Origin of the sequence: Pseudomonas sp. NFACC32-1 (genome assembly GCF_900101215.1) — a bacterium.
GTDB lineage: Bacteria > Pseudomonadota > Gammaproteobacteria > Pseudomonadales > Pseudomonadaceae > Aquipseudomonas.
Genome location: NZ_FMUL01000001.1, coordinates 1 through 17,781, shown reverse-complemented (window position 1 = coordinate 17,781; position 17,781 = coordinate 1). Strand labels below are relative to the sequence as shown.

Below are 17,781 nucleotides of genomic sequence, written 5' to 3'. Positions count from 1 at the left end.
GCCCCGGATGGCGGTTTACATGCCATTCGCCGCAGGTAGAATGGCGCCCTTCCCTTTCAGCCCGAGCGGACTCCATGGCGTTGCCGACCCTGCGAATCATTGGTTTCATCATCGGCATCTTCCTGATCACCCTGGCGATCTTCATGGTCGTGCCCATGGCCACGTTGCTGGTTTTCGAGCGCACGGGCGACCTGCCGTCGTTTCTCTGGTCGAGCATGATCACCTTCGTCGCCGGCCTGGCCCTGGTGCTCCCGGGACGTCCCGAGCATGTGCATCTGCGGCCCCGGGACATGTACCTGCTGACCGTCAGCAGTTGGCTGGTGGTGTGCATTTTCGCAGCGCTGCCATTCCTGCTGACCCAGCACATCAGCTACACGGATTCGTTTTTCGAAAGCATGTCGGGAATCACCGCCACCGGCGCCACGGTCCTGAGCGGCCTGGACAACATGTCCCCCGGCATCCTGATGTGGCGCTCGCTGCTGCACTGGCTCGGCGGGATCGGCTTCATCGGCATGGCCGTGGCGATCCTGCCGCTGCTGCGCATCGGTGGCATGCGGCTGTTCCAGACCGAATCGTCGGACCGCTCGGAAAAGGTCATGCCGCGCTCCCACATGGTGGCGCGGTTGATCGTGGCCTCCTATGTCGGTATCACCATTTTCGGCACGCTGGCGCTCTGGTGGGCCGGGATGAGCCCGTTCGATGCCATCAACCATTCGATGTCGGCGATCTCGACCGGCGGTTTTTCCACCTCCGACCTGTCCCTGGCCAAATGGAGCCAGCCGGCGGTGCATTGGGTCGCCATCGTCATCATGATCCTCGGCAGCCTGCCGTTCGCCCTGTATGTCTCGATGCTGCGCGGCCATCGCCGGGCGCTGATCAAGGACCAGCAGGTCCAGGGCCTGATCGGCGTGCTGCTGGTGACCTGGCTGGTACTGGGCACCTGGTACTGGGCGACCACCGACCTGCATTGGCTGGACGCTTTGCGGCACGTGGCCCTGAACGTGACGTCGATCGTCACCACCACCGGTTTCGCCCTGGGCGACTACAGCCTGTGGGGCAACTTCTCCCTGATGCTGTTTTTCTACCTCGGCTTCGTCGGAGGCTGCTCGGGCTCGACGGCCGGCGGGATCAAGATCTTCCGTTTCCAGGTCGCCTACATCCTGCTCAGGGCCAACCTCACGCAACTGATCCATCCGCGCGCGGTGATCAAGCAGAAATACAACGGCCACCGCCTCGACGAGGAAATCGTGCGCTCGATCCTCACGTTCTCGTTCTTCTTCGCCATCACCATCTGCGTCATCGCCCTGCTGCTGTCGCTGCTGGGCGTGGAGTGGATGACCGCGCTGACCGGCGCGGCCAGTACGGTATCCGGCGTCGGCCCGGGGCTGGGGGAAACCATCGGGCCGGCCGGCAACTTCGCGCCGCTGCCGGACGCTGCCAAGTGGATCCTGTCGGCGGGCATGCTCCTGGGCCGGCTGGAAATCATCACAGTGTTCGTGCTGTGTATCCCGGCGTTCTGGCGTCACTGACCGGTTTGGCCGCCCGTGCCGCCCGGTACTCGCCGGGCGTCGTGTCGAACCAGCGGCGAAAGGCGCGGAAAAAATTGCTCGGATCGGCAAACCCCAGCAGATAGGCGATTTCCAGCAATGTCATGTCCGGCTGCGTCAGGTACTGCTCGGCCAGCTCGCGGCGGGTGTCATCCAGCAGATGCTGGAAGCTGGTGCCCTCTTCCTGCAGGCGTCGCTGCAAGGTGCGTTGAGACAGGTGCAATGCCTGCGCCACCACGTCACGCTTGGGTTCGCCCTGGGGCAGCAGCCGGCAAAGAGCCTGGCGCGCCTTGTGAGTCACGCGGCTTTCCGAAAAACGCGCCAGGTATTCGCCGGCGAAACGGTCATGCAGCAACGCCATGGCCTCGTTGGCCGTCGGCAGCGGTGCCTCCATGTCTGCCCGTTCGAAGATCAGCGCATCGTAGGGCGCATTGAACATCAGCGGCGCGGGGAAAGCCTGGTGGTAGGGCGTCGGATCAAGGGGCTCAGGGCCCTGGAACAACACTTTCACCGGATGCAGGGTGCGTCCGGTCAGCCAGTTGCACAGGCTCAACGCGCAGGCCAGGGATGCCTCGGTACTTTGCCGGGTGGGAGGCAGATGGTCGCCGTGCACCGTCAGGACCAGCCCGTAATGGCCCTCTATCTGACGGATGCTGGCCTCGGCGCTTTCGGCGATGATCCGCTGATAGCGCACCAACCGCTGGAAACCTTCGAGCAATGTGCGGCTGGACATCAGGGCATAACCCACAACATGGAACGACGCCGGGCGCACGATCTTGCCCATGTTCAAACCGATGGCCGGATTGCCCGACAGCTCCACCGCCAATTGCCAGAGCCGCGTCATGGAGTCCTGGGGGAAACGGGCATCCGGATCGTCCAGCGCTTCGAAGTCCAGCCCCAACTGCCCGAACATCGCGCGACAATCCAGGCCGTCCATCTCCAGCGCCTTGACAATCCCCATCGCCCAACTTGAAGAAGTCGTTCGTTCGCTCATGACATTTACTTGCATGACGAGCCGCGCGTTGCGGCCGGATTTGCGAAGGATACTAAAGTGGCGCCCATTGTCACTGTCCGTCGATGACAAGGGCTCCTAGACTTCCAGAAGAATGGCGCGATCGGCACCAGAACAATAACCACCGAGCAAGCAATCGTGGAAAACACCAAGACATTCAGCACATTCGCCGAGTTCTATCCGTACTACCTGGGCGAACACAGCAACAGCACCTGCCGGCGCCTGCACTTCGTCGGTACTTCCCTGGTCATTCTGATTTTCGTCATGGCGCTCGTCGTCGGCAACGGCGCCTGGTTGCTGGCGCTGCCCGTGGCAGGCTACGGCTTCGCCTGGGTCGGGCATTTCTTCTTCGAAAAAAACCGCCCGGCCACCTTCCAGCATCCGTTCTACAGCCTGCTGGGGGATTTCGTCATGTACCGCGACATGTGCCTGGGCAAGGTCGCGTTCTGAGCTCAAGCCGGCTCGGCGACCTTGATTGCCTTCAGCCGAGCCTCTCGCGCCTGGGCCTCCGCCAGACGATAGAGTTCGATCGAACCATCCCAGTGCTCGATCAACGCGGTGCACGATTCGACCCAATCACCGCAATTGAGGTATTCCACCTCCCCTACCTTGCGGATCTCGGCATGGTGGATGTGCCCGCACACCACGCCGTGCAGTTCGCGCTTGACGCATTCGTGGGCGATGGCTTCCTCGAAATCGCTGATGAAGCTCACGGCAGTCTTGACCTTGTGCTTGAGGTACGCCGACAGCGACCAGTAGCCATAGCCATAACGGGCCCGCCAATGGTTGAGCCAGCGGTTCAGCGTGAGGGTGAATTCGTAGGCCCAATCCCCGAGGAACGCCAGCCAACGATGGTACCGGGTGATGACATCGAACTGATCGCCATGGATCACCAGCAGGTGCCGGCCGTCGGCGGTGACATGCACCGCTTCGTCCACCAGCTGGATGTTGCCCAGGATCAGCTTCGAATAGCGACGCAGGAATTCATCGTGGTTACCCGTCACGTAGATCACTTCGGTGCCGCGCTTGCTCATGGTCAGCAAGCGCCGGATGACGTTGGTATGCGCCTGGGGCCAGTACATGCCGCCGCGCAGCTTCCAGCCGTCGATGATGTCGCCGACCAGGTAGATCCTGTCGGCGTGGTAGCCCTTGAGGAACTGTGACAGGTGCTCGGCCTGACAGTCCCGGGTGCCCAGGTGCACGTCGGAAATCCACAGGGTGCGAACACGCTGCTTGCGGCTGGGTCTGGCGAGCTCGGCGCTGGTCATGGGCAACCCCTCTGATCGTTTTCACCACTGTGCATGCCGGCGATTAATGGCCCATGACAAATACAAGTCGGTTACATGACAGGGCCATGCATCGCGACCTGGGTGTATCCTGACGGCCTGCCATGGGAGACCGCGATGAGACCGATCCTCACGCTACGCCAATACAGCCAGGACCTGATCGTCCACAGCCATGACCACCCTCAACTGGTGTTCGGGCTGTCCGGCGCGCTGGATTTCGAGGTCGAAGGTTGCGGCAGCCAGGTGGTCCGGCAAAGTTTCGTGGTGGTGCCGGCCGGTGCCCATCACGCCTGCGACAGCCCCAAAGGCAGTCGTTGCCTGGTACTGGATGTACCCGGCGGCGATTGGCTCGATCAATGCCTGGGCGATCATGCCGACGCCAGCCGCCGGTTGCTCGACACCAGTGCCCGCCTGCCCCTGGATGCGGGGCAAAGCCAGTTGGTCAGTTGGCTGGCGGGCAGCCGGATGGACGATCCGTTGATCGCCCGGCAGGGGGCGGTGCTGCTGCTGGCCAGCCTCAATGACGCGCGTCCCGCCCCGACCGGTGGCCGGCGCCTGCCCTACGCCGCCCTCGACGCCCACATCGACCAGTACGCCGCCTATCCATTGCAGGTGGCGGACCTGGCCCAGGTCGCCGGTCTCTCCAGCGCCCGCCTGCATGCGCGCTTCGTCGCCGAATGCGGACAGACCCCGATGGAATACATCCGCAGCCGTCGCCTGCACAAGGCCGTGGGGTTGCTGCGGGACTCGGACCTGCCCATCGGCGAGATCGCCCACCGGGTCGGCTACAGCTCCCAGAGTGCCTTCGCCGCCGCCGTGCTGCGCGAATTTGGCGCCTCGCCGGGCAAACTGCGACGCCAACGCTAGCCGTGCGCTAAAAACCGCTAGGATCGCGACAGACGCGCCGGGCTGTCCCACGCTTCAATACTGACCAGCCATGCCGGCGTGGCGCGGGCTTTAGTCGGGTCGCGCCGCAGCGTACTTGCACAAGGTTCTGCGTGCATCCGCCGCTTTATAGAAAGGACTGTAATGACTCCCCGTACCGCCCTCGGCGCCCTGCACATCGGCGCCCTCATGTTCGGCCTGACCGGTGTGTTCGGCAAGCTGGCTGCCGCGTCGCCGACGATCATCGTGTTCGGCCGCGCCACGTTTGCCGTGCTGGCCCTGGCGTTCTTTGCCCGGTTCGCCAGTAGCACCTCCTGGCAGAAACTCCGTGCAGCGGATAGCCGTCGCCTGTTGCTGGGCGGACTGCTGCTGGCAGCACACTGGGTAAGCTTCTTCATCGCGGTAAAAGTCGCCGGCGTTGCGGTCGCTACGCTGGGATTCGCCAGTTTCCCGGCGTTTACCGTGCTGCTCGAAGGGTTGATCTTCCGGGAGCGAATACGCGCCAATGAAATCCTGCTGGTGGTGTTGGTGAGCATCGGCCTGGTGCTGGTCACGCCGGATTTCGACCTGGCCAGCGGTGCCACCACCGGCCTGCTGTGGGCGGTGGCTTCGGGCTTGCTGTTCTCCCTGCTGTCGCTGACCAACCGTGCCGGCTCCGGCCGCGTTCCGCCCGTGCAGGCCGCGCTGTGCCAGAACCTGGTGGTGGGGTTATGCCTGCTGCCCCTGGCCGCGCCGCAGTTGAGCGATGTACGTGCGCTCGACTGGCTGTGGATCGCCCTGCTCGGGGTGCTCTGCACCGGCCTGGCCCACAGCCTGTTTGTCGCCAGCCTGGAAGTGATCAAGGCGCGCACCGCGGCGGTGGTCTTCGCCATGGAGCCGGTATACGGCATCGCCATGGCCTGGCTGCTGTTCGGTGAGAGCCCGACATTGCGCATGTTGCTGGGCGGCGTGCTGATCATCGTCGCGATCGTGGTGTCGAGCCAGCTGAGCCGTTCCAAGGCACCGCCGGCAGGCGTCGAAGCGACGTCTCACTGAACCCGGTCGTTATGGCCCAGGTCCCGCTCCGGATCGATCTGATCGCGCACCCGCTGCTTGAGCACCTTGGCCTCGGGGAAGCCGCCGTCGGCCTTGCGCTCCCAGAGCTGCACACCGTCGCAGCCAATGTGGAAAACCCCGCCAGTGCCCGGCACCAGGGAGACCTTGCCCAGATCGTCGCCGAAGGTGCTCAGCAGTTCCTGGGCCAGCCAGGCGGCACGCAGCAACCACTGGCATTGGGTGCAATAGGTGATGACGATTTCCGGTTTATGCTCGGTCATTGCGGGTCGACTCGTGGATTCGAAGGCATCGTTATACTACTCGCCTTTGACCGTCCGCCCCGAGATCGACGATGCGCCGCCTGCTGCCTTGCCTGCTTCTGCTCCTGTTGCCCTTGTTCAGTCATGCCAACGAGCCTGCCGTCCAAACCCCGCGTCCGAAGATCGGCCTGGTGTTGTCCGGCGGCGCGGCACGAGGCCTGGCCCATATCGGCGTACTCAAGGCCCTGGAAGAACAGGGTATCCGGATCGACGCCATCGCCGGCACCAGCATGGGCGCCGTGATCGGCGGGCTGTACGCCTCCGGCTACAAGATCGACGAGCTGGAAAGACTCGCCCTGGAAATCGACTGGCAGCAGGCCCTGTCCGATGCCCCGCCGCGCAAGGACGTGCCGTTCCGGCGCAAGCAGGACGACCGTGACTTCCTGGTGAAACAGAAACTGAGCTTTCGCGATGACGGCAGCCTCGGCCTGCCATTGGGCGTCATCCAGGGGCAGAACCTGGCTCTGCTGCTCGAGAGCCTGCTGGCACATGCCAGCGACACCCGGGACTTCGACAAACTGCCGATCCCGTTCCGCGCCGTGGCGACCGACATCGCCAGCGGCGAAAAGGTGGTGTTCCGCAAGGGTCACTTGCCCAAGGTCATCCGCGCCAGCATGTCGATCCCGGCGGTGTTCGCCCCGGTGGAGCTGGATGGCCGTCTGCTGGTGGACGGCGGCATGAGCGACAACATCCCGCTGGACGTGGCCAGGGAGATGGGCGTGGACATGGCCATTGTGGTGGACATCGGCACCCCGTTGCGCAACCGCAAGCAACTGGTGACGGTGCTCGACGTCCTGAACCAGTCGACCACCCTGATGACCCGGCGCAATTCCCAAGAGCAACTGGCAACTCTGAAGAAAGACGACGTGCTGATCCAGCCGGCCCTGGCGAGCTTCGGCTCGACCGACTTCGGCCAGGCCCGGGAAATGATCGATGCCGGCTATCGCGCCACCCGGATTCTCCAGGCCCGCCTGGCCCACCTGCGGCCTCCCGAGCCGACCGATCCACAACTCATGGCCGCACGCACGCCCAGCGAACGGACACCGGTCATCACGGCCATTCGCGTGGAAAACGATTCGAAAGTGGGCGATGACGTGATTCGCTATTACATTCGCCAGCAGATCGGTGAGCCCCTGGACCTGGGCCGCCTGCAAACCGACATGGGCACGCTGTACGGCCTGGACTACTTCGAACAGGTGCAATATCGCGTGGTCCACAAGGGACCGGACAACACCCTGGTGATCAACGCCCGGGGCAAGCGCACCGGTACCGACTATCTGCGACTGGGCCTGAGCCTGTCGGACGATATGCGCGGCGACAGCGCCTTCAACCTCGGCGCCAGCTATCGGGTCAACGGCATCAATCGCCTGGGCGCCGAATGGCTGACCCGGGCCCAGATCGGCGACCGGCAGGAGTTGTACAGCGAGTTCTATCAGCCGCTGGACGTAGGCTCGCGCTACTTCATCGCCCCCTACGGGCAATTCGAATCCCGCAACGTGGAATCGATCCTGGACAACGACCCGGTCGCGCAATACCGCGTGGAGCGTTATGGCCTGGGCCTGAACCTGGGCCGCCAGATCGGCAACAGCGGCGAGATCCGTTTCGGGGTCGGCCAGGCCTGGGGCAAGGCGGACGTGCGCATCGGCGACCACGACCAACCCAGCGAGGACTTCAACGAAGGCTTCTACGAGCTGAAATACTCGTTCGACTCCCTCGACAACGTGTACTTCCCCCACGAAGGCGAAGACCTCGGCCTGTCCTGGCGCCAGTACGATCCGGGCCTGGGCTCCGACCAGCGCTATCGCCAGTGGGAGCTGAAGCTGGACAAGGCCATGAGCAGTGGCCCGAACACGTTCATCCTCGGCGGGCGCTACGGGCGGACCCTCGACACGGCCGAGATCGTGACGTCGAGCTTCGTGCTCGGCGGCGCACGGCAGCTATCAGGCTTTCGCGAAGACGGCATTTCCGGGCAGAACATGAGCCTGATGCGCGCCGTTTACTACCGCCGGCTGACACCCCGAGCCTACCTGCCCCTGGATTTCCCACTGTACTTCGGCGGCTCGCTGGAGCGCGGTCGGGCCTGGAACAACGACAACGAATTCGACAGCGGCTACATCAACGCCGCCAGCATTTTCCTGGGCTTCGACACACCGCTGGGCCCGCTGAACTTCAGCTACGGCTTCAACGACGACGATGAGCAGGCGGTGTACCTGAATCTGGGCCAGACGTTCTGATGGCCAGGCAGGGAAGATTGGATCTCTGGACGGGCTTCTTCACGGGCCAGCCCGGGAAGAGGCCCATCTCCCCTGGAGGCTTTTGAAGAAGTATCAGCGAATCCCGGCCAACAGCACCCGCGCGGTCTGCTTGAGGGGTTCGTCGCCCTCCTGGAGCAGTTCTTCGAGCAACGTGATGGCGGTCTTGATATCGCCATCGTCGATACAATTCTGCGCCTGCTCAAGCTTTTCCGAATGCTCCGATGCCTGTGGATCCGGAGAGGTCGCTTCGGGCTCCAGCGACAGCGGCTCGAGCTCCAGGGACTGCTCCTCATCGGCGAACCCGTCGAGGAAAGCATCGTCCAGTGACTCGGTTTCCAACGGCGCGCCCCATTGCAGCTCCGGTTCGTCGAAACCGGAAAGCGACAAATCGTCGAGGGCCAGTGGAGGCTCGACGTTTTTGCCGCCGGTGGCCTCCTGCCCTTCCTTGAGATCCCAGCTGGAATCCATGGACAGCTCATCCAGGTTCAGCTCGAACTCGCCCGGCGGGTGTAAAGGGGCCGGCTCGGGAGCGGGAGCAGGAACAGGAATTGGCGCCTGGGGCGCCTGGGGCGCCTGGGGCGCCGGGGGCACGGCCTCGGGTGCGCTGGCCACGGCGACCTTGGGATACTTTGCCCGGACCTCCTCCAGCGTCGAGGCATCGACTCCCTGCGTGGCCAAGTGATGCTCCTGGACCTGGAAGCCGATGGCATCCCCCTGCTTGCCCAGCACATCCAGCAGCTTGAGGCCCAGGTCGGTGCGTTCCGGCTCCGCCAGCAGCGCGGCCCGGAGCAATCCCGCCGCTTCGGCGAAGCGGCCATAGGTCAGGTAGATCCCCACCCCTTCCAGCACGTCGCCCAGTGGGGTATCGCCATTATTGAACGACGCGGCGACTTCTGGCGGGTCCGTCTCCACAGTCGTTCCATAGGTATCGGTGCTGTCCTCCAGCAGGGGGGCGGGACGCTCGGTCATCGACTCCGAACCGACCTGGGCCTGTTGCCGGCGGCGAATGAACAATAACAAGGCGAGCAGCCCCAACAGGCCCACCAGCGCCGCCCCCCATGACCAGTCGATGCCCCCAGGCTCCGCCACCGGTTGCGCGTCAGCCGGCGGGGTGTCATTCACAGCCTCCGCTGCGGGGGACGCCGTTGGCGCAGACACCGTGGCACCGGGAGCTGGGGTGAGCTCGGCCAGTTTCGTCTGCAGTTCGCTGATCTGCTGGCGCTGGCCGGCAATTTCTTCGTCCTGGGCCTGGAGCCGGGCCTGCAGCTCTTCGATGGTTTTCTGTTGCTGCTGGTTCTGCAGCACGCTGGCGGCCAGTTGCTCGTTGGAATCGGCCGGGGCCGGAGCCGGAGCCGTATCAGCAGGGGCAGGCAACACGGCCGAATCGGGCAGCAACAGGCGTTGGCCGATGGAGAGCCGGTCGCTGCCGGGGTTCAGGGCCAGGATGCCCTGCATCAGCTCGTTGACCGAGGCACCGCTGCCCGCGTCATGCAGGCGCTTGGCAATGATCCAGGGGTTGTCCCCCTGCACGACGGTGTAGCGCTTGCCTTGGGTCGCCGCAGGTGGCTTGATGGCTGGCGCCGCCTGGGTCGATGCCGCTGCCTTGGGCGTACTGGCGGTCGCGTCGGTGACAGGTACGATAGCTGCCGTGCCTGGCGGGTCGATCAGCACCGTGTATTCACGCAGAAGGCGTCCATTGGGCTGATTGAGCTGCACCAGGAAATTGAGGAAAGGCTCTTCCACCGGTTTGCTGGAAGTCACCCGAATGAAACTGCGTTCGCCGCGCAGCACCGGCGTAAACCGCAGGTTGCTCAGGAAAAACACCCGCTCCACGCCGGCCCGGCTGAAGTCGTCCGGGCTCGCCAGGCTGGCCGATAGATCGCCCTCTTCGAGCCCGGCCACATCCACCAGGGCAATATCGGCGCGCAACGGCTGGTTCAAGGCGGAATGAAGCGTGATTTCCCCAAGGCCCAGCGCTGACGCCAGAGCCGGATACCCCAAGGCACCCATGACCACTGACACGTTGACCCAACTGCGCAACGTGGACTGCAAACTTCCAAGCATGGGTATCCCTTTCGATGACCAGAACAGCTTTCAATACGAGCGCAAGCTGGTGATCTCGTTCAGTTTCAGGTTGGGAAAACTGAACAAGAGCCCCCTATGGTTATAGTTCGCTAACCGCCGAATCTCAAAAGTCTGGCGCCAGGGATATGCCTCAGGACTTTTCCAGGTTGGCCAGGATCGTGCCGTGGACCCGCATGCACACTCGCATGTCCGCTTCGTCGACGCCTTCGAACAGCTCTCGACGCAGTTGCGTGGCAATGGTTTCGATCTGTTCGATCAACGGTCGGGCCGGTGCGCAAAGGACAATCTTCTTGGCCCGGCGGTCTTCGGCCACGGCCTGGCGTTGCACCAGCCCCTGGGTTTCCAGGCTGTCCAGCAGACGCGCCAGCGTCGGGCCTTCTACCGCGACGCTCTGGGCCAGTTCTCGCTGGGTCGGCGCATGTTCGAAACGGGCCAGGTGCAGCAGCACCAGCCAACGCGCCTGGGACAGGCCCAACCCGGCCAGGCGCCGGTCCAGTTCGGCACGCCAGCCTCGAGACATTTGCGCCAGTTGCATGCCAAAACGGTGTTGATCGGTCAACGACATAGAAAACTCATCAGATCTTAAAATAAGAAAAACTAATTATTAGTCAGCTAAGCATGTACATTGGAATCCGGCAAGGCCGTTTCCCATTGAATCGCGTACTGAATCGTTAAAGGTCCGCAACTCATTGATCAGACTTCGAATTCCGACTGCAAGGCAGCCCTCACGCAGTACAGGACGCCCTCCGGTACCCGACCGACGAACAGCGCGGCGACCTCCGATACCGAGGGCAACTCACCCTCGCCATCCAGGAAAGCGTCCTGCACTTCGCCCATCAACTCCTCGGGCAAGTCCAGTGCCTGTTCCAGGGATAGCTGCTGCATGCCGATGGCTTCGGCGAGCATCGCATAGACGTTTTTTTCCGAGCACTGCAACTGCCCGGCGATTTGCAATGGCGTCATGCCCGCACGCGCCAGGGTGATGAGTTCGTGGCGTACGTCGGCCACCGACTTCGGCGTCTCGGCCTCCCCGCCCAATACCTGGAGGAACGCCTCGCCATAGCGTTCCAGCTTGCGCGCACCCACACCGCTGACCCGGGCCATCTCCGCCAGGGAGGTGGGCTGGCTGCGCAGCATTTCCAGCAGCGTCGAGTCGGGAAAAATGACATAGGGCGGCACACCGTGTTCCTCGGCCAACTTGCGACGCAAGGCGCGCAGGGCTTCCCACTGATCGCGCTCTTCGCCACGCACCAGCTGGCTGGCCTGGCTCTTGCCGCTCTTGACCGCCGTCGCCGGCTTGAGGTCCCGGCGCAGCTGGAGGCTGACCTCGCCCTTGAGCAAGGGCCGGCAACTGGCGCTCAGGCGCAGCCCGCCGTAGCCTTCCAGGTCGATGTCCGCCAGGCCGCGCGCCACGAGCTGTCGGAACAATGAACGCCATTCACTCTCGGAACGGTCCTTGCCGACACCGAACACCGACAGGTGCTGATGGCCGAAGCTGCGGACCTTCTCGTTGTCCTTGCCCAGCAAGACGTCCACCAGGTGCCCCACGCCATAGCGCTGCCCGGTGCGATAGATGGTCGACAGCGCCTGGCGGGCCGGTTCGGTGGCGTCCCAGGTTTCCACGCCGTCGACACAATTGTCGCAATGCCCGCAGGGTTGGGGCATGTCTTCGTCGAAATAGGCCAAAAGGGTCTGGCGCCGGCAGCGGGTTTCCTCGCACAGGGAAAGCATGGCGTCGAGCTTGTGTTGCTCCAGGCGCTTGTGGCGTTCGTCGCCTTCGGAGTTCTGCAGCATCTGCTTGAGCATCACCACGTCCTGCAGGCCGTAGGCCATCCAGGCGTCGGCCGGCAAGCCATCGCGGCCGGCACGACCAGTTTCCTGGTAATAGGCCTCCAGGGACTTGGGCAGGTCCAGGTGCGCGACGAAACGTACGTTGGGTTTGTCGATGCCCATGCCGAACGCCACGGTGGCCACCATGATCAGGCCTTCTTCGTTGAGAAAGCGCTTCTGGTGATAGGCCCGCAGGTCATTGGGCAGGCCGGCGTGATACGGCAAGGCCGGAAAACCCTGCTCGCAGAGGAACGCGGCGACCTCATCGACCTTCTTGCGCGACAGGCAGTAGACAATGCCGGCATCGCTGCGGCGTTCGGCGAGGAATGCCAGCAACTGCTTGCGCGGCTGCTCCTTGGGCACGATGCGGTAGAAAATGTTGGGCCGGTCGAAACTGGAAAGGAATCGCTCGGCCTCCTGCAAATGCAGGCGCTCGACGATCTCTTCACGGGTACGCTTGTCGGCCGTGGCAGTCAGGGCGATGCGTGGCACGTCCGGGAACAGCTCCGCCAGTTGCCCCAATTGCAGGTATTCGCGACGGAAATCGTGGCCCCACTGGGACACGCAGTGGGCTTCGTCGATGGCGAACAGGGCGATTTCCAGGCTCTGCAGGAACGCCAGCATGCGTGGCTGCACCAGGCGTTCAGGGGCCAGGTACAGCATCTTCACTTCACCGCGCTTGATCCGGGCCGCCAGCTCGCGCTGCTGGTCGGCATTCAAGGTGGAGTTCAACGAAGCAGCGGCAACCCCCAGCTCCTCGAGGGTGGCGACCTGGTCGTCCATCAGGGCGATCAGCGGCGATACCACCACCGCCAGGCCATTGCGCAACAGCGCCGGCACCTGGTAGCACAAGGATTTGCCGCCACCGGTGGGCATCAGCACCAGGGCATCGCCGCCGCTGGCCACGCGCTCAATAATGGCACCCTGGCGGCCACGGAAACTGTCGTAGCCGAAGATGTCCTTGAGGACGCGTTGAGCCTGTTCGAGCATAGAAACTCCAAAAATCACCGAAACATCCCTGCAAGGCTGGTTCAGAATCGAAAAGGCTGCGCCGGCAAATCGTAAGGGCGCGTTTCGAACCGGCTGGACGCCGCAGGGCGTCACAAAACGCGGCAGTATACCCGAGGCCTTCGCCGCAGAGGGCGATGCTGACAAGAGGTGCTTCTGACTTTCAAAGCAAGCCAAGCTGTATGTGTGGCAAGGGGCTTCATTCCCGCCGAGCTGCGCAGCAGCCCCTCTCGGTTTATCGATTGGATCGCACACTCAAGTGACATTGGGTCTGCTGCGCAGCCCAACGGGACGGTGCGACGTTTCGCTGAATCCCCTCGCCACAGGAGCCAGGCCGGGCCTTCCTTCTTCGGTATGTCCCCCGGCTTCTTGGGCAACCCAGCCCTTGCCGACAAGGCAAATGTGCCACGCGGCTGGCCTGGGCGCTCAAGAAGGCCTAGAATTCCCGCATTGTTTATTCCCCCAAGGTAGCCCGTAATGTCCTTCGCTGAGCAACTGACCCGCCTGCAAGTCTTCCTCGACGCCGATGAGCTGCACGACGAAGCGCTGGATTACGTGGCCGCTCATGGCTATCTGACCGCCCTCTCGATCTGCTCCGAGCAGGTGCCTGACCGGGAGTGGATCGACGCCCTGTTCGCCGAAGAGCCGCATTACACCGACGAAGCCCAGCGCATCGAGATCGAAGCCACCCTGGTGGGCCTCAAGGCCCATATCGCCCGCCAACTGGCCTCGGACGAAGAATTCGAACTGCCGTGCGAACTGGACCTGGGCGACGACCCGGACGACTCGGAACTGCGTGGCTGGTGCATCGGTTTCATGGAAGGCGTGTTCCTGCGCGAAGCGGCCTGGTTCGAAACCGCCGAAGAGGAAGTCAGCGAAATGCTGCTGCCGATCATGGTCGGTTCCGGCCTGTTCGACGAACAACCGGAGTTTTCCGACATCGCCGCCGATCCGAACCTGATGGACGACATGATCGTGCAGATCCCGGAAGCCCTCACCGCCCTGTACCTGCTGTGCAACGCCCCGGACGAGAAACCGGCGATCCTCAAGCCGCGCCATCACTGAGCGACCGGGTGCCCGCGCCCATCGGCAAGCGCCCGCTGATCCTGCGTTACGCTCTGCTGGCCATCGGCTGGTTGAGCGTGGTGCTGGGGGTCATCGGTATCTTCATTCCCGTGCTGCCCACCACCCCTTTCCTGCTGCTGGCCGCCGCGTGCTTTGCCCGCAGTTCGCCGCGCTTCTATCGCTGGCTGGTCGGCCATCCGCGACTCGGCCCCTGGATCGCGGATTACCTCAGCGGCAACGGCATTCCCCTCAAGGGCAAGGTCTACGCCATCGCGCTGATGTGGGCGAGCATCCTTTTGTCCTGCTACCTGGTGCCCTTGCCTTGGGCGCGAGGGTTCATGTTGACCAGTGCGGTGCTGGTGACGATCTACATCCTCAGGCAGAAGACGCTGCACAAACCCTGAAGCAAATGTACCCCGGTCCAGCCCCGACAGTTAGCTGCTTGCCGCCCTTACCACAGAGGCTCGTTACCTTCCTTTACTAGCCGACCCAGGGCATCCCCCATCCGCCCGTCTTAAACCTGCTCTCACCTGTCAGTCCTGACAGTAGCCACCCTTCATGCATCGGCGCTCTCATATCTCCCGGCCTTGACGCGTCATTTATGAGGACCTCGACCATGCCCCTTCCATCGACACCCGCCGACCAGACCGTCCTTCTGGAGAAACCCGACCTGCCGCGCGCCACTCGCCCTGTGGTGGGGGGCGATTTCGGGGTGCCCAAGCATATCTATGACCAGGAGCCCGCGGGCTGCAAGGTCGCGGTGTTGCCTTATACAAACCAGACAGGCGGGGAGAATGTCTCGATCAACCTCAATGGCGAGACGAACATCGACAACCGGAACACGCTGGGCACCGACGACACGGTGGAGCTGTACATTCCCCATGGAAAACTATTGGCCAACGCAGTCAATCGACTGACCTACACCATAATGCGCCTCAGCGGTGTCGTTGAAACCTCCGATCCTCCTGCGGAGATCCTCTACAACGAGTTCCGGCCAGGCCTTTACGATCGCACGCCTGGCGATGGTGCGCATTCCGAGCTGGAGTTGATCCTGCCGGATGAAATCAAGAACGGAGTAGGGCCGGGCTTCACCCGGGCGACGGTGTGCGTGAGTTACCCCTATTGCCGGGCACATGACCGTATCTGGCTCAACTGCAACGGCAAGCCCAAATACCATACGGTGCCTGATACCGAGGCCCCATTGCCGCCGGACCCCGGCTCGCCGACACCCACCACGATCTGCTTCGATGTCACCAGCGCCGACCTGGGCGATGACCATGCCCAGTTCATGTTCTCCTTCACGGTCACCGACCAGTTGGGCAACTCGCCGGATCTCAACTCGCCCTGGTCCGCTGTGCAGACGGTTGACGTAGACCAGGCCGGTCTTCGACTGCCGGTGCCGATCCCGCGGGAAATCGCCAGCGACACGGCTGACGACCCCGGGATCATCGATCTCGAAAAACTGGGTACGAACCCGCTGCTGTTGATCGTTCTGACCAGCGACCCTCGTTTCCTGCCGGGAGATACGATCGAAGCGACCTACCTTGCGAAAGTGGTGGGCCAGCCGGAGGTCACCCACAGCGAGACGGGAACGGTCGAAACCGATGGTTTTGGGCAGAAGGTGGCCTGTGTGCTGGAGATTCCCAACGACAAGGTTATTTCAGGCAGCACAGTGCAGGCGTCTTACAAACTGTTCAGGGGCACGACGCTGGTCGGTACCTCAAAAACGGCCCATGCGACCGTGATCGGAGCGGCGCAGAACCTGTTGCCTCCTTCGGTGAAAGAGGCCAATGGCCCCATCCTGAACCCGGTCCAGGCCAAGGACTCGCTCCACGTCGTCGTGCCGGCCAACGCCGCGCTGCTGCCCGACGACAAACTGAAAGTCACCTGGACCGGCGCACCGGGCACACCGGCCGGGGGTTCTCACACCTCGGGCGAATGGCCGGTCAGGGATGGGTGGGAGGTTCCGATTCCCAACAGTGTGGTGGCGTTCAACCTGGGCAAGGCGGTGACGGTGACCTACACGGTGATCCAGAACGGCGTGGAGTCGCCGCCGTCGGATCCGTTTGTGCTGAATGTGCAGGCGCTCAGCCAAGACGATCTGCTGGTCGCCAGACCAAGGATCCTGCAAGCCACCAACAATGGCGAAGGGGCGGAACTGGATGTAGCAACCTTGACAGGCAACGCCACCGTGCGTATCGACGCCTGGCCCCTTATTGCCCAAGGGCAGTACGTGTGGTTACGCCTGAAGGGCAAAAACAACGATGGCACGGATTATGAACGCGTGCTTTGGAGCAGCGCCCTGGGCAGCCGAGTTTCGGCAAGCTGGGTCTCGGATGGATTCGCGACCAACACCGTGCCATTCACTGAACTGCAGGGGCTGCGCAATGGCAGTACGCTCACGGTGGAGTTCAAGGCCACGTTAAACCAGAGTGCCGAGGAAGGTCTTGCCGATACTTTTCCGTTGCGTACTTATACGGTCACGGTGATGACGGCGTTAAGAGTTGTCTCTCTAACAGCTTCGCCTCGTGGCGCGGAGCATTTGTTTTTGCCTGAGAGCGGATTTCCGAAGACAGGTTTCAACCATGCTCGATTTACAATAAATGTGGATGGTGGGCAGCCTCCTTACTCGTTTTCTGCATCGAACTCCGCGTACGCGTCCATTCATGCCCAAACAGGCGAAGTTCAAAGAACAACTTATCATGAAGTTATTTTTACGATTACAGACGCGGCGCAACCGAACCCTAATCGCGCAACTTTTATAATGAAGCAGGCGGCGCTATGGTTTACAGGACTCTATGGTTATGAGACATGGTCCACCGCCGCTGGCCGTGGCAGGCTGCCTCAGGTAGGGCACTTGACTTTAGGGCAGGGTGTTCGGGGAATAGGGACTCTCTTCGGGGAATGGGGGGATATGCAAGTTGGGTATAACTGGCCTAGTGGCGCGACAAACGAACATGGTGCTCCTGACCCAAACATTACGGAATATTGGACGCATGAAAACTCAGGGGATGGTAGCTATTACACTGTCAGCCTTAAACACGGTTATCCCTATAAACGCCCTCACAACTGGTTTATACCTCACATCGGAGTTGTAGCTCTAGGACCTGCCCCGCTACTCTTGGACGCCTTTGGGTTTCCTCCGGGGTTGCGTCCTCCAAAGGATTATCCCGATATTTGCGAACTGGAAAAGGCTTGACGACATAAGTCGCAGAATGCTGGGCAAAATCGACCACACCAACCAGCACAACAATGCCCATGACGAGAGAGTTCGCTCCCGCTGGACTGCGAAGCAGCCCCTTTGATGGGGCAGTCGCTGCGCAACCGAGCAGGAGCAGACTGCCATGAAAACAGCTCGCCGCCCGTCTTAAACCTGCTCTCACCTGTCAGTCCTGACAGTAGCCACCCTTCATGCATCGGCGCTCTCATATCACACGCCCCTGACGCGGCACT

14 protein-coding genes are annotated in these 17,781 nt (G+C 62.6%); 8 read left to right on the top strand and 6 right to left on the bottom strand.

Features of this window, described 5'->3' with window-relative positions; all coding sequences use genetic code 11:
• Positions 1-74 precede the first annotated feature (74 nt).
• The gene (locus tag BLP99_RS00070; RefSeq protein ID WP_072389565.1) at positions 75-1,529 is read left to right on the top strand and encodes a TrkH family potassium uptake protein; all 1,455 of its coding nucleotides are present in this window, start codon (positions 75-77) and stop codon (positions 1,527-1,529) included.
• Here BLP99_RS00070 and BLP99_RS00065 read toward each other — a convergent pair.
• Complete coding sequence (locus tag BLP99_RS00065) at positions 1,486-2,541, bottom strand: AraC family transcriptional regulator (RefSeq protein ID WP_072389567.1); 1,056 nt, start codon at positions 2,539-2,541, stop codon at positions 1,486-1,488. The two genes, BLP99_RS00070 and BLP99_RS00065, sit on opposite strands and share 44 nt — an antisense overlap.
• A gap of 156 nt (positions 2,542-2,697) precedes the next feature.
• Between BLP99_RS00065 and BLP99_RS00060 the strand changes: the two genes are divergently transcribed.
• Positions 2,698-3,009 carry an Mpo1-like protein gene (locus BLP99_RS00060; RefSeq protein WP_072389569.1) on the top strand — a complete coding sequence of 104 codons (312 nt, stop codon included), beginning with the start codon at positions 2,698-2,700 and terminating at the stop codon, positions 3,007-3,009.
• Between the two features lie 2 nt (positions 3,010-3,011).
• Here the strand turns inward: BLP99_RS00060 and BLP99_RS00055 are convergent, their stop codons facing one another.
• A complete protein-coding gene (locus BLP99_RS00055; protein WP_072389571.1) occupies positions 3,012-3,827 on the bottom strand; it encodes a UDP-2,3-diacylglucosamine diphosphatase in 816 nt (271 codons plus the stop codon).
• Positions 3,828-3,962: 135 nt separating this feature from the next.
• On the opposite strand from BLP99_RS00055, the gene BLP99_RS00050 reads away from it, so the two are divergent.
• Both BLP99_RS00050 and BLP99_RS00045 read left to right on the top strand, forming a co-directional pair.
• Complete coding sequence (locus BLP99_RS00050; RefSeq protein WP_072389573.1) at positions 3,963-4,712, top strand: helix-turn-helix transcriptional regulator; 750 nt, start codon at positions 3,963-3,965, stop codon at positions 4,710-4,712.
• A gap of 162 nt (positions 4,713-4,874) precedes the next feature.
• Positions 4,875-5,765 (top strand): DMT family transporter, encoded by an 891-nt coding sequence (locus BLP99_RS00045; RefSeq protein ID WP_072389575.1) that lies wholly within the window; start codon positions 4,875-4,877, stop codon positions 5,763-5,765.
• Here the strand turns inward: BLP99_RS00045 and BLP99_RS00040 are convergent.
• Positions 5,759-6,046 (bottom strand): Rdx family protein, encoded by a 288-nt coding sequence (locus BLP99_RS00040; RefSeq protein WP_072389577.1) that lies wholly within the window; start codon positions 6,044-6,046, stop codon positions 5,759-5,761. The two genes, BLP99_RS00045 and BLP99_RS00040, sit on opposite strands and share 7 nt — an antisense overlap.
• Positions 6,047-6,117: 71 nt before the next feature.
• Between BLP99_RS00040 and BLP99_RS00035 the strand changes: the two genes are divergently transcribed.
• Positions 6,118-8,319, top strand: a complete 2,202-nt coding sequence (locus BLP99_RS00035; RefSeq protein ID WP_072389579.1) for a patatin-like phospholipase family protein — start codon at positions 6,118-6,120, stop codon at positions 8,317-8,319.
• 93 nt (positions 8,320-8,412) lie between these two features.
• Here BLP99_RS00035 and BLP99_RS00030 read toward each other — a convergent pair whose 3' ends face one another.
• From BLP99_RS00030 to recQ, 3 genes are all read right to left on the bottom strand, one after another.
• Positions 8,413-10,404 carry a motility hub landmark protein FimV gene (locus BLP99_RS00030; RefSeq protein ID WP_092179462.1) on the bottom strand — a complete coding sequence of 664 codons (1,992 nt, stop codon included), beginning with the start codon at positions 10,402-10,404 and terminating at the stop codon, positions 8,413-8,415.
• Positions 10,405-10,555: 151 nt separating this feature from the next.
• The gene (locus tag BLP99_RS00025) at positions 10,556-10,990 is read right to left on the bottom strand and encodes a MarR family transcriptional regulator (protein ID WP_072389583.1); all 435 of its coding nucleotides are present in this window, start codon (positions 10,988-10,990) and stop codon (positions 10,556-10,558) included.
• Positions 10,991-11,118: 128 nt separating this feature from the next.
• Positions 11,119-13,245 carry a DNA helicase RecQ gene (gene recQ, locus BLP99_RS00020; protein WP_072389585.1) on the bottom strand — a complete coding sequence of 709 codons (2,127 nt, stop codon included), beginning with the start codon at positions 13,243-13,245 and terminating at the stop codon, positions 11,119-11,121.
• A gap of 495 nt (positions 13,246-13,740) precedes the next feature.
• Here recQ and BLP99_RS00015 point away from each other — a divergent pair, with 495 nt between their 5' ends.
• The 3 genes from BLP99_RS00015 (at position 13,741) to BLP99_RS00005 (ending at position 17,527) form a co-directional block, all read left to right on the top strand.
• Entirely contained in the window at positions 13,741-14,328 is a 588-nt protein-coding gene (locus BLP99_RS00015; protein WP_072389588.1) for a UPF0149 family protein, read from the top strand.
• An 8-nt stretch (positions 14,329-14,336) separates the two neighbouring features.
• A complete protein-coding gene (locus BLP99_RS00010; RefSeq protein WP_072389590.1) occupies positions 14,337-14,732 on the top strand; it encodes a YbaN family protein in 396 nt (131 codons plus the stop codon).
• 212 nt (positions 14,733-14,944) lie between these two features.
• Positions 14,945-17,527 (top strand): hypothetical protein, encoded by a 2,583-nt coding sequence (locus BLP99_RS00005; protein ID WP_092179460.1) that lies wholly within the window; start codon positions 14,945-14,947, stop codon positions 17,525-17,527.
• The last annotated feature ends 254 nt before the right edge of the window (positions 17,528-17,781 follow it).